This window comes from Candidatus Methylomirabilota bacterium (genome assembly GCA_035709005.1).
Taxonomy (GTDB): domain Bacteria; phylum Methylomirabilota; class Methylomirabilia; order Rokubacteriales; family CSP1-6; genus 40CM-4-69-5.
Map to the genome: position 1 here is coordinate 45556 of DASTFB010000012.1, position 11713 is coordinate 57268.

At 69.4% G+C, this 11713-nt stretch carries 12 protein-coding genes; 5 read left to right on the plus strand and 7 right to left on the minus strand.

Going from position 1 to position 11713, the window contains the following annotated elements:
* The first annotated feature begins 105 nt into the window (after window positions 1–105).
* The 3 genes from VFR64_02425 (at window position 106) to VFR64_02435 (ending at window position 2229) form a co-directional block, all read left to right on the plus strand.
* A complete protein-coding gene (locus tag VFR64_02425; GenBank protein HET9488601.1) occupies window positions 106–1548 on the plus strand; it encodes a sigma-54 dependent transcriptional regulator in 1443 nt (480 codons plus the stop codon).
* Between the two features lie 83 nt (window positions 1549–1631).
* Window positions 1632–1973 carry a cupin domain-containing protein gene (locus VFR64_02430; GenBank protein HET9488602.1) on the plus strand — a complete coding sequence of 114 codons (342 nt, stop codon included), beginning with the start codon at window positions 1632–1634 and terminating at the stop codon, window positions 1971–1973.
* A gap of 76 nt (window positions 1974–2049) precedes the next feature.
* Window positions 2050–2229 carry a hypothetical protein gene (locus tag VFR64_02435; GenBank protein HET9488603.1) on the plus strand — a complete coding sequence of 60 codons (180 nt, stop codon included), beginning with the start codon at window positions 2050–2052 and terminating at the stop codon, window positions 2227–2229.
* 36 nt (window positions 2230–2265) lie between these two features.
* Here VFR64_02435 and VFR64_02440 read toward each other — a convergent pair whose 3' ends face one another.
* The 7 genes from VFR64_02440 to VFR64_02470 all read right to left on the minus strand — a co-directional run bounded on the left by VFR64_02440 (window position 2266) and on the right by VFR64_02470 (window position 10809).
* The gene (locus VFR64_02440) at window positions 2266–2925 is read right to left on the minus strand and encodes a class I SAM-dependent methyltransferase (GenBank protein ID HET9488604.1); all 660 of its coding nucleotides are present in this window, start codon (window positions 2923–2925) and stop codon (window positions 2266–2268) included.
* 106 nt (window positions 2926–3031) lie between these two features.
* Window positions 3032–4378 (minus strand): magnesium transporter, encoded by a 1347-nt coding sequence (mgtE, locus tag VFR64_02445; protein HET9488605.1) that lies wholly within the window; start codon window positions 4376–4378, stop codon window positions 3032–3034.
* Between the two features lie 28 nt (window positions 4379–4406).
* On the minus strand, window positions 4407–5858 hold the full coding sequence (locus tag VFR64_02450; protein ID HET9488606.1) for an aspartate ammonia-lyase: 1452 nt from the start codon (window positions 5856–5858) through the stop codon (window positions 4407–4409).
* A 12-nt stretch (window positions 5859–5870) separates the two neighbouring features.
* A complete protein-coding gene (locus tag VFR64_02455; GenBank protein ID HET9488607.1) occupies window positions 5871–6089 on the minus strand; it encodes a hypothetical protein in 219 nt (72 codons plus the stop codon).
* A 168-nt stretch (window positions 6090–6257) separates the two neighbouring features.
* The gene (locus VFR64_02460) at window positions 6258–8498 is read right to left on the minus strand and encodes a trehalose-6-phosphate synthase (GenBank protein ID HET9488608.1); all 2241 of its coding nucleotides are present in this window, start codon (window positions 8496–8498) and stop codon (window positions 6258–6260) included.
* 36 nt (window positions 8499–8534) lie between these two features.
* Window positions 8535–9734 carry a 2,3-bisphosphoglycerate-independent phosphoglycerate mutase gene (locus VFR64_02465; GenBank protein HET9488609.1) on the minus strand — a complete coding sequence of 400 codons (1200 nt, stop codon included), beginning with the start codon at window positions 9732–9734 and terminating at the stop codon, window positions 8535–8537.
* A 172-nt stretch (window positions 9735–9906) separates the two neighbouring features.
* Window positions 9907–10809 carry a fumarylacetoacetate hydrolase family protein gene (locus tag VFR64_02470; protein ID HET9488610.1) on the minus strand — a complete coding sequence of 301 codons (903 nt, stop codon included), beginning with the start codon at window positions 10807–10809 and terminating at the stop codon, window positions 9907–9909.
* Window positions 10810–10933: 124 nt separating this feature from the next.
* On the opposite strand from VFR64_02470, the gene VFR64_02475 reads away from it, so the two are divergent.
* Together VFR64_02475 and VFR64_02480 are read left to right on the plus strand one after the other, a co-directional pair.
* On the plus strand, window positions 10934–11308 hold the full coding sequence (locus VFR64_02475; protein HET9488611.1) for a hypothetical protein: 375 nt from the start codon (window positions 10934–10936) through the stop codon (window positions 11306–11308).
* Between the two features lie 116 nt (window positions 11309–11424).
* Window positions 11425–11646, plus strand: a complete 222-nt coding sequence (locus VFR64_02480; protein HET9488612.1) for a copper-binding protein — start codon at window positions 11425–11427, stop codon at window positions 11644–11646.
* The last annotated feature ends 67 nt before the right edge of the window (window positions 11647–11713 follow it).

Below are 11713 nucleotides of genomic sequence, written 5' to 3' on the forward strand. Positions count from 1 at the left end.
CGGCGGCCCGGATCGCCCGGGGTGTCTATCGATCGATACATCTTGACGACGCCGCGCTGATCGGGAACCCTCGGGCGGTCACTATGCGGGGCTCGGGGAGCGGACATGACGATGCCGGGGGTCGACGATCGCGATACCGGAGGACGGCGGGGCACGGTGCTGGTCGTGGACGACGAGGAAGGGGTCCGCGCCTCGGTGCGGGCGATCCTCGAGGACACCTGCGACGTCCTGGAGGCCGAGCACGGCGGGGCCGCCCTCGAGCTGCTGAAGGCTCACGAGATCGACCTGGTCATGCTGGATCAGCGCATGCCGGGCGAGCCGGGCATCGAGCTGCTCCCGCGGGTCAAGGCCTTCGATCCCACCATCGTCGTCGTACTGGCCACCGCCGTCCGCGATGTCCGGACGGCCGTGGAGGCGATGCGGCTGGGCGCCTATGACTACCTGGTCAAGCCGTTCGACGTGGACGACATCATCCTGCTGGTGCGGCGAGCGCTGGAGAAACGGGCGCTGGAGCGCGAGGTGCTGTGCCTGCGCTCGGCCCTCACGCCGACGGGCATGGAGTCGGTGGGTTTCGAAGGGATGGTGGGTCGCCACCCGGACATGATCCGCATCTACCAGTTGATCACCCAGATCGCGGAGACGCCGGCCACGGTGCTGATCACCGGCGAGAGCGGGACGGGCAAGGAGCTGGTGGCGCGGGCGATCCATCGGCGCAGCTTGCGCCGGGACCAGCCGTTCGTGGCCCTCAACATGGCGGCGATTCCCGACACCCTGCTGGAATCGGAGCTCTTCGGCCACGAGAAGGGCGCGTTCACCGGAGCCCACGCCCGGAAGCTGGGGAAGTTCGAGCTGGCGCACGGTGGCACGGTGTTCCTGGACGAGATCGGCTCCCTGCGGTTCGATCTGCAGACGAAGCTGTTGCGGGTGCTCCAGGAGCGGGAAGTCGAGCGGGTGGGCGGTCTGCGGCCGGTGCCGGTCGACGTGCGGGTGCTGGCGGCCACGAACGTCAACCTGCGGCAGGCCGTGCGTGAGCGGACGTTCCGGGAGGATCTCTTCTACCGGCTCAACGTGGTGCCCGTCCACGTGCCGGCCTTGCGCGAGCGCCGAGAGGACATCGCGCTGCTCGTCGAGCACTTCGTGCGGAAGATCGCGCGGGAGTGCCGCCGGGAGATGCGGGGGGTATCGGCGGGAGCGCTCGACGTGCTCATACGCTACGACTGGCCGGGCAACGTCCGGGAGCTGGAAAACGTCATCCACCGGGCGGTGGTGCTGGCCCGCCAGCCCGTGCTGCAGCTGCAGGACATCCCGCTCGACGTCGCGCTGCCCGAGACGGGGGCGCGCCTGACCGAGGACACGGGGCTGCTGCTGCGCGAGGCCTGCGAGCAGTTCGAGCGGCAGTACGTCCTCAGAGTGCTGGAGCGGGTGGGGTGGAACGTGAGCCGGGCGGCGCGACTGCTGGGCGTCCATCGCAACACGGTCCTGGCCAAGCTCACGGCCTGGGGTATGAAGCGCCCGGGCCATCCCGAGGGCCGCAGCATGTCGCTGTGACATCAGCGGCCGATGACATGACGGGCTTTGCCACCAAGCGACTTCCAGCCGCACCCGACACCGTGGCCCCGGATGGCTCAGATGTGCGTCTGCTCCTGTCGTTGCCGCGAGGGGGATTCGCGCATTTCCGGCTCGCCCCCGGACAAACCTCCGTCCCCGTGGCCCACAACACGGTCGAGGAGATCTGGTTCTTCGTCGAAGGCCGGGGCCAGATGTGGCGGCGCGTGCGCGAGCAGGAAGAGATCGTCGAGGTCGAGGCGGGGGTGTGCGTGACGCTCCCGGTCGGCGCCCACTTCCAGTTCCGAGCCGTCGGCTCCGCGGCGCTGGCCGCCGTGGCCGTCACCATGCCGCCATGGCCGGGCCGGGGCGAAGCATACTTCGTCGAGGGACCGTGGACGCCGACGCTGCCCGCGGGACCGGCGTGACGCGGCGCATCGGCCGAAGGGGCGCCTGCAGAAAGAATGCGGTCTGGTGGGCGTTCTCGGCCTATCATCCTGCCCCGTGACGCCGTGGGCGGTCGCCGGAATCGTGCTGCTCGGACTCGGGCTCGAGCGCCTGGTCAACCTGGGGATGCTGGGAGGTGAGCTGAGCAGCTACCCGGTGCGCCTCTTGTTCGCGACGGCCGCGACGGTCACCGGGGGCTTGCTCATCGTCGTGGCCGGTCGCTTCAGCTCCCGATAAGCGGCGGGCACCGCCGCCGGAGCCGCTTCACCGGCGCTACTTGCGGTTGACGCACTTCACGAGGCGCCACCCGTTGAACATGTTCACCTTCGCCACCAGTTCCGGGGTGAGCCCCACTCGGGCCAGCAGCGGGCGCAACGGAAGATTCGACTTCCAGCCCAGCCGCGTGCAGAGAGGCGCGACCAGGTCCTCGCATCGCCCCACCATCCGGCGCTCGCTGCGGAAGTGGTTCAGGATGACGATGCTGCCGAAGGGCCGTACGACGCGGCGGATCTCCTGCAGCACGGCGACCGGATCCGGCACCGCCGAGATGGTGTAGGTCGCCACGGCTTTGTCGAACTCGTCATCGGCGAAGTCCATGGCCGTCGCGTCCATGACCTTCAGCGTGACATTCGGCATGGTGAGCGTCTGCACCCGCTCGACGGCCTTGTCCAGCATCTCCTGAGAGATGTCGATGCCGGTGAGGCGCACCGATGGCGGATAGAGGGGCAGGTTCAGGCCGGTGCCGATGCCGACCTCCAGCACGCGATCGTTGGCGCGCAGGCTGAGCTGCTTGAGTGCCGTCGATCGGCCGGGAGCGAAAATCCAGTCGAAGACGAAGTCGTACACGGGCGCGTACAGCTCGTACGCCCGCTGGACCTGCTTCTTCTGCAGCACGACATCCACTGAGGTTCCCTCCGGCACTGTGCGCGTCACACCGGTCCTTCCGAACACGCGCAAGCCGAACAAAGCGCAACCGGGTCAGCATGTTACCCGCCGTCACTCGGATTGCCAAGCGGATTTTGTCGGCGGCGCGGTGACCTTAGAGCAGGAAGCGTATGAGCAGCGTGGCGAGACCGAGGAAGGAAAAGAATCCAAACACGTCGGTGAACGTCGTGATGATCACGCTGGACGCGATGGCCGGGTCGACCCGGAACAGCGTGAGGGCCAGCGGCACCAGCGTGCCCACCACGGCGGCGATCAGCATGTTGAGCAGCAGGGCCACGCCGAGAATGACGGCCAGCAGGAGCTGGCCCTTCCACGCGTAGGCGATGGCCGCGATGACGAGGCCGTTCACGGCGCCGGTGGTCAGGCCGAGCCACAGCTCCTTGCGGAGCACCCGGCGGACTCCGCTGCGGGTGAGCTCGCCCAGCGCGATCCCGCGAATCACCACGGTCGCCGTCTGCGTGGTCCCGATGCCGCCCATGGAGGCCACGATGGGCATGAAGACCGCGAGGGTGGCCATCGCCTGGATCGTGGATTCGAAGAGTCCGATGACCGACGCGGCCACCACCGCGGTGCCCAGGTTGATGAGCCGCCAGACGAGCCGCCGGGGCAGGACGGCCTGGGGCGGATCGAGCACCGTCTCGTCGCCGCCGGCCCCGCCCAGCCGCTGGATGTCCTCGGTGGCCTCCTCGTGGATGACGTCGATCACGTCGTCGACGCTGATGGTGCCGAGCAGCCGGCGATTGGCGTCGACCACCGGGATCTGCACGAGATCGTAGCGCTGGACGCGGCGAGCCACCTCCTCCTGGTCGGTGTCCACGGTGACGCTCTCCACGTCCTCGTTGCGAATGGCGTGGACCGGCGTGGCCGGATCCGCGGTGAGCAGCCGATGCAAGGGGACCATCCCCACCAGGTGCTCGTGCTCGTCGACCACGTACACGTAGAACGCGTCGTCGCCCGTCCGCGACTTTCGGATGTGCTCGATGGCCTGCCCCACGGTGGCCCGCTCCGACACGGCGACGAAGTTCGGGGACATGAGGCGGCCGGCCGACCCGTCGCGGTACTCGAGGAGCTCCTGGACCTCCTCGGATTTCTCCTCCTCCATGAGATCGAGGAGCTTCTCGGCCTCGGCCTTGGGAAGCTCCTCCACGACCTCCACGACGTGGTCGGCCGGCATGTGCTCGAGGATGCGGGTCACTTCGGTCTCGTCGAGCGCGCGCAGGAGCTCGCGCGTCGTGGGGTCGTCGAGCTCGGAGAGCACGGCGCCGGCGTCGTCGGGGGCGAGGAGTCGGAACACGCGCACCTGGTCGGCCGCGGGCAGCTCGCGGACCACGGCGGCCAGGTCGGCGGCGTGCGCCTCCTCCAGCACCGTGGCCAGCCGCCCTTCGCGTCCCGCCTCGAGCAACTCCTTGACCGCTTCGGTGAGGCGCTCCATCTCGCTCATGACACTTCAGTATGGCGCCGGAGCAGCCCTACAACAACGATGCCTTCAATCTTCGGTAGGCGGGGCTCGCCTGGATCCGACGCCGAAGCGCCGCATCCAGTCGCTGGGGTCGGGTCGTGGCGGCGGGCCGGAGCAGGCGGTCCAGGGTGGGCCGGTCCATCAGGTTGCGCGCGGCGACGACGGCGCGCAGCGGACGACGCGAGGTCAGGGCCTCTTTCACGAGCTCGGCGGTGACCTCGTAGCCCAGGTAGGGCGACAGCGCGGTGGCCTCGACGAGGCTGTCGGCCAGCAGCGCGGCGGCCCGGGCCCGGTTCACGACGATCCCCTCCACGCACCGGGTCCTCAGCAGGCGGACCGCTCGCGTCGCCAGCTCGGCGGCCTGGCCCAGATTGTGGGCGGCGAGGGGGGTCATGACGTTCAGCTCCAGCTCACCCCGGACGGCGGCCAGGGCCACCGCCTGATCGTGGGCCCAAACCTGGAAGCACGCCATCTCCACCGCCTCCACCACCGAGGGGTTCACCTTGCCCGGCATGATGGACGACCCCGGCTCCACCTCGGGAAGGCGGATCTCGGCGAGGCCCGTGTGAGGGCCGGACGCCATCAGGCGCAGGTCGAAGCCGATCTTGGCCAGGTCGATGGCCAGCCCGCGCAGTGCCGCCGAGCAGGCGGCCAGCGGCCGCAAGCTCCACGTCGTGACCACCGGGCTCGGGGCCGGCCTCAAACGCTGGCCGGTCAACCGGGAGAGCTCGCGGACCACGGTCGCTCGAAACCGGGGATGCGCGGTGAGTCCGGTGCCCACGGCGGTCCCGCCCAGGCCGATGACCCGGAGCTCGGCGGCGGTGATCGTCAGGGCTCGCGTGGCCGAGCGCATCGCCTCGGCGTACCCGCCGAAGACCTGGCCGAAGGTGATGGGCACGGCGTCTTGCAGGTGGGTGCGCCCGGGCTTGACGACCGCTCGCTCGCGGACGGCCAGCCGCTGGAAGGCCCGGGCGAGGCTGTCGAGCTCCCGGGACAGGGGGCCGAGCAGCTCGAGCACCATGAGGCGGATCGCGGTCGGCGTGACGTCGTTCGAGGACTGGCCGAGATTGACGTGGTTGTTGGGATGGATCGGGAGGTATCGGCCGCGCCGGCCCCCGAGCCGCTCGTTGGCGAGGTTGGCGATGACCTCGTTGACGTTCATGTGCGTGGGGGTTCCCGCCCCGGCCTGCAGGCTGTCCAGCACCGCCGTGTCGGGGACCCTTCCGGCGATGATCTGGTCGGCGGCCCATACGATGGCCCGCGCCCACGACTGCGGGAGCAGCCCCAGGCTGGCATTGGCCCGCGCGGCTGCCTTCTTGATGACGGCGTAGGCTCTGATGAGGGCGGGATGCGGGGGGCGGCCGGTGAGCGTGAAGGTCTCCCGCGCCCGCTGCGTGAAGATGCCGTAGAGCGCGCGGCTGGGGACCGCCCGAACGCCGAGGCTGTCACGCTCTCGGCGCATCCGTCCTATCGACTAGGCGGCGAGGTCGCGGGCTTGATAGCGGTGACGGTCTCCGTTCTGGACCAGCCGGGGCCGCTTGCCGAAACGACCGAAGTACCAGGCCTCGTAGCACTCCCGGTGATAGGTGCCGGTCGGCGTGCTCACCTGGGGGGCATATCGCGCAACCAGCATGAAGCAGCGTCCGCATGGCGGCGCGCCTTTCATGTCGACGTCGACGACGTGATCCTTCATGGCCTCGCCCATCCTTTCCTGCTCGACTCGATGTGATGGGCAGACGCCAACGCAAGCGCGATGCCAGAACCGGAACGCCGGATTTCAGGAATTTCCAGGCCGGCTTTCCGGGTGTGATGGCCTCAGTGTGTAACAGCTACCAGTGGCCGACGCAAGCGGCGGTAACCCTTACATCCGGTCGTCGGGCAGGCCCTCGCGTTCCACCGCGGGCCGGGCAACCCGGGCCAGCTCGCTGAGCAACCGGCCAGCCCAGCGATAGATGTTCTGCTCGTGGACCTGAGCGCGCAGGCGGGCCATGCGCGCCTTGCGCTCGCTCTCCGGCATCTCGAGCGCGCGGCGGATGGCGGCGGCCGTGTCCTCGATGTCGTAGGGGTTCACCAGGAGCGCGTCGACCAGCTCCCGGGAGGCGCCGGTGAACCGGCTGAGGATCAGCACCCCATCGTCGTCGTCCCGAGCGGCGACGTACTCCTTGGCGACGAGATTCATCCCGTCGTGCAGCGCGGTCACCATGCAGAAGTCGGCCGCCCGGTAGAAGGCCCGGATCTCCCGATGGTCGTGATGCCGCTCACGGTAGACGATGGGGCGCCAGCCCCGCTCGCCGATCTCATCGTTGATGGCCCGCACGATGGCGCGGGTCTCTTCCTGCAGGGCGTGGTAGCGCGCGATCCGCGTCCGGCTCGGGGAGGCGATCTGCACGAACACCAGCCGCCGGCGGTACTCCGGCCACCGCTCGAAGAAGCGCCGCACGGCCCTGAGACGCTCGGGCAATCCCTTCGTGTAATCGATGCGGTCCACCCCCACGCCCAGGAACTCGGCGGACACCCCCAGCTCGGCCATGACCGCAGGCCGGGGAATGGGCAGCCCCTCGTGGGGGCTGTCGGTGGCCACGCTGATCGGGAAGGGCAGCACGTGAGTCGTGTGCTGGCCGCGCACGACCGTGAAGTGATCCCATTCCACGCGGCCCTCGATGGCTCGCTCGACGGTCTCCAGGAAGTTGTTGCAGTGGAACTGGGTGTGGAAGCCGATCAAGTCGGCACCCAACATCCCCAGGAGGATCTCCTCCTGCCACGGACAGATCCCGAACGCCTCGACGTTGGGCCAGGGAATGTGCCAGAACAGCGCGACACGGGCGTCCGGGCGCTCGCGCTTGATCATCAAGGGCAGCGCGGCGAAGTGGTAGTCCTGGACGAGAACCGTGGGTGCCTCGGTCTTCTCCATCTCTTCGAGCAGCGTGTCCGCGAACTTCTGGTTGACGGCGCGGTAGTGCTCCCAGTCGTCGGCCCGGAACCGCGGGCGCTCGTGCACGATGTGGCAGAGCGGCCACAGCCCCTCGTTGGCGAAGCCGTAGTAGTACCCGGCTTCTTCCTCGGGGGTGAGCCAGACTCGCCGCAGCGTGTATGTGGGGTCGTCGAAGGGGAGGCCGATGCGCTGCCCGACGGCCCGGTCGGCATCGCCGCTGCCGTGGGCGACCCAGACACCTCCGCACGCGAGCATGATCGGCTCCAGGGCCGAGACCAAACCACTGGCCGGCTGCAGCTGCCGCACCGTCTTGCCGTCGATGATATGGGTGACCGGCTCGCGGTTGGACACCACGAAGATCGGGTGCCCCCCGAAGCGCATCTGGACGAACTGCTTCAGGCGCTCCTCCGTCCATACCGTCTCGCCGAGGAGTCTCAGCCGGGCTTCTTGCTCGGCCGCCGAGCGGGCCCGGGACAGCGAGCGAGCCAGGCCGGTGACCTCGCCGGCCAGATGGCCGAACAGGCTGGCGTCGGCATCGGGCGGCGGCACGACCGGTTGCCCGGCTTTCAGTTGCTTCGTCCACTCGGCGATCCGTGCGATGGGGCGGGTCACCGTCCACCGGACGAGCAGCCAGGTGATGCCCGTCAAGAGGAGGACGAGCACCCCCAGGCGGACGGCCGAGCGTCGCCAGAGGCTCCATTCCTGCGTCTCGAGGACGGCGGCGTCGAGGAGGACGGCGACAGCGCCCACGACCTGGTCGTCGCGCTCCAGCGGCACCGCCCACACCAGCCGGGACAGGCCCCCCACGCTGCGGAAGTCGCGCGTGCTCCCCCGCGAGCGCATGGCGTCGGAGATGATGGGCGACAGCGGGGGCAGATGCGGCTTGACCTCGGACGTGGCGTCGATGACGCTGCCGAACTGGTCGTAGATGGCAATGGCCCGGTCCGGTCGGCCGAACCGCTTGAGGATGCGGTCGTAGCCGCCCCGAGCCTGCCGGGCGACCAGCGGCTCGGCGGCCTCTCGGACGGCGTCGGCGGCGAGGGCGGCGCGGCGGCCCAGATCCTGGACCAGACGCTTGCGCTCCTGGCGCACCTCCAGATAGGTGAAGAGCACGGTCACGATGAGCGTGACCAGGCCGATAGCGCCGAGCAGTCGCAGGAGAAACCGCATGCTCAGATCCGACGGCTCCGGAGTGTCCTCATCGCGTCACGCACCGAACTTGGCGAGCCTCAGCGCGTTGGCCATGATCAGGGGCATGAGGTGCTGCGCAGCCAGCACCCCCAGGCTGCCTGCCGCGCAGGCGCGCTCCGAGAAGGCACCGACGGGGTCGGCCCCGCAGTAGCGGCTCCACAGCACCACGGGCACGGGTTGCCAGCCGTGACCGGCCAGGACGGCGGGGCTGGCATGGTCGCCGGTGACGGTCAACACGTCGGGCCCCAGCCGCTCGATCTCAGGCAGGTAGCCGTCCAGCCGCTCCAGCGCCGCGACCTTGGCCGTGAAATCTCCGTCCTCACCCGCCTTGTCGGTGTCCTTGTAATGCAGGAAGACGAAATCGTACGTCTCCCAGTGCTGGCGCAGGGTCTCCACCTCATCGGCGAACGTGGCCCCCGTCTTCAGCACCTCCATGCCGACCAGCCTGGCCAGCCCCCGGTACATCGGGTACGCGGCGATCGCGGCCGCTCGGAGCCGGAACACGTCGGGAAACCGCGGGAGGTCGGGCCGCCGATCGAAGCCCCGGAGCAGGACCATGTTGGCGGGGGCGGCATCGCTCAGCAGGCGGCGGGCCTGCTCCACGAATGCGTTGACCAGCCCGGCCGTCCGCTCCGCCGCGGGATCCAGGGCGCGCGCGGGCAGCGGCGGTTTGCCCAGCGCCTGAGGGTCGGTCTCGCTCAGGCTGCCGCTCAGGCCGACGCCCCGGAGCACCAGGACGAATCGATGCTCCTTCACGGGCTCGACGAACAACTCGACCCCTGGCAGCTGGATGGCCCTCAGGCGCTCGGTGAGCCGGGTGCAGACCTCGGTGGAGATGCGACCGGCCCGTCGATCGGTGATCAGCCCGTCGGCGTCGACGGTGCAGAAGTTGCCGCGGGCGGCGACATCCCCGGGCCTGAGGTCGAACTCGATCCCCAGCGCTTCGAGCACACCTCGGCCCACCCGGTAGGCGAGCGGGTCATATCCGAACAACCCCAGATGACCCGGCCCGCTGCCCGGCGTGATCCCGGGCGCCACGTGGCGGATCAGGCCGCAGGCCCCGCGCCCGGCCAGCGCCGTCAGGTTCGGAATCCGCGCCGTCTCCAGCTCCGATCGCCCCGTATCGGGATGGGGAAGCCCGCCCAGCCCGTCGAGGGAAAGGAGCAGGATCTTCGTATCGCCTGGGATGACCAGGTCGTTGAGCAGGTCCAGCACCTGCCCAGTGTACCGCGAGAAGGCCGCGCCGGGCATGGTGGGGGGGAGGGAGTGGGTGGGGGTGGCGAGACCACGCCGTTGGAGTCCATCTGACCGGTGGCGGCTGGGCTCCATCTCACCGGCGGCGGCCGTCCGTCCGACGATGGGAAACGGCTCTCGCCACCCCGGCTGGCTAGGCGTCTTTGACGGGGTTCTCGAGGGTGCCCAGGCCGGTGATCTCCAGCTTGCAGACGTCGCCCGGCTGCAGGAAGACCGGCGGCTTGCGGGCGAAGCCCACTCCGGGAGGCGTGCCGGTAGCGATCAGGTCGCCGGGGCCGAGCGTCATGATGCCCGAGAGATAGCTGACCAGATAGCGCACGTCGAAGATGAACGTCTTGGTGTTGCCGTTCTGCATCAGGTTGCCGTTCACCCACAGCTTGAGGTCGAGCACGTGGGGATCGGCGATCTCGCTACGGTCGGCGATGTAGGGGCCGACGGGGGCGAAGGTGTCGGCGATCTTTCCCGCCGCCCACTGGCTGGTGATGAACTGAAAGTCGCGCGCGCTCACGTCGTTGATGTTGGTGTAGCCCCAGACGTAGTCCAGCGCGCGCTCTCGCGGCACATGCCGCGCCGTCCGCCCGATGACGACGCCCAGCTCCACCTCCCAGTCGAGCTGCTTCGACCCGCGCGGACGAAGGATCGGCTCGCCGGGGTCCAGGAGCGTGTTGTTCCACTTGGGGAAGATGGGCGGCTCCTTGGGAATCGGCTGGCCGGCCTCCTCGGCGTGATCCCGATAGTTCAGCCCGATGCAGATGAACTTGCCGGGGTCGGCGATCGGGGCGTGCAGGCGGGCCTCGCGTCGGGACACGGTGACCCGTTCGGTGATGGACGCCACCGCGTCCTGCGAGGCCGCTCCGCCTTCGAGGAAGGCGCGCGTGCTCGCGGGGACGAGGGCCGCGGCGATCTCCTGACTACGTCCGACCCCCTTCTTGGCCAGGGTGGCCGCCACGCTCGACTGGAGGTCGACGATGCGGTCGTTTTCGAGCGCGCCGATGCGCGGGGACTGCCCGTTGACGGAGAAGCGGACCAGCTTCATCTAAGTGCCCTCCGGGAAAGGATGTAGGGGGATTATATAGCCGCTCCACGATTTCCGTGGGTGGGCGGCCGGTCGGGCGGGGATAATGGTTGGCGTCGGAGACCCGAGACAAGGGGGGCGCAGGATGAGGCTTCGCGTGGTGGCCGCGTGCGTGGCGGTCGCGCTGTCCGTGACGGTGCCGCTCCAGCCTCTGCTGGCGCAAGCTCAGCAGACGTCGTCCAGGGCCGTCAAACGGAATACGGATGGGTACGACGTGGGCGCGGCCATCATGACGGTGGTGGGCGCTCCGCTCAAGGGTGCCGTCTGCCTGCTCGGCGGCGTGGCCGGGGGCACGCTCTTCCTCGTCACGTTCGGCAGTGCGGACCGCGCGTCGGCGGCCGTGGTGCGGGAGGGCTGTGACCAGCGTTGGGTCGTTCGCGGGGACGATATCCGGCCCGATCCGTATCAGCCCTCCCGGGCGCTGCTGCTGGATCCCGACCCGCAGGCCGGGCAGAGGTAGATACTCGACCTCCTTTCCGGCGCGGCTGGCTGGTCCTGGCCGCGCTCTTCGCCGCCCTGCTCGTCGCCTTCGCCGTCGGCATCTGGGGCACGATCCTGCGTCCGGCCGCGTACGAAGTGCGCGGCGAGCTCGTCGCCCGGCCGTCCGCCGGACTGATCCTGGTCCGGCACGATCCCATCCCCGCGCTGGGCATGGAAGCCATGGAGCTGATGGCCATCGACGCCGACCCGGCGCTCCTTGACACCAGCGGCGCTCGCGTGGGCGACCGCGTGCGCCTGGCCGTCCGGCCCGTCGATGATCGGCTGATCCTCATCCGGATCGAGCGGCTGCCAGATTAGTGTGTGACAGGCGCAATCGAGCCTCTGGCTCGATTGACCCCCGAAAATGGGGGGAATGGGGGGCCAT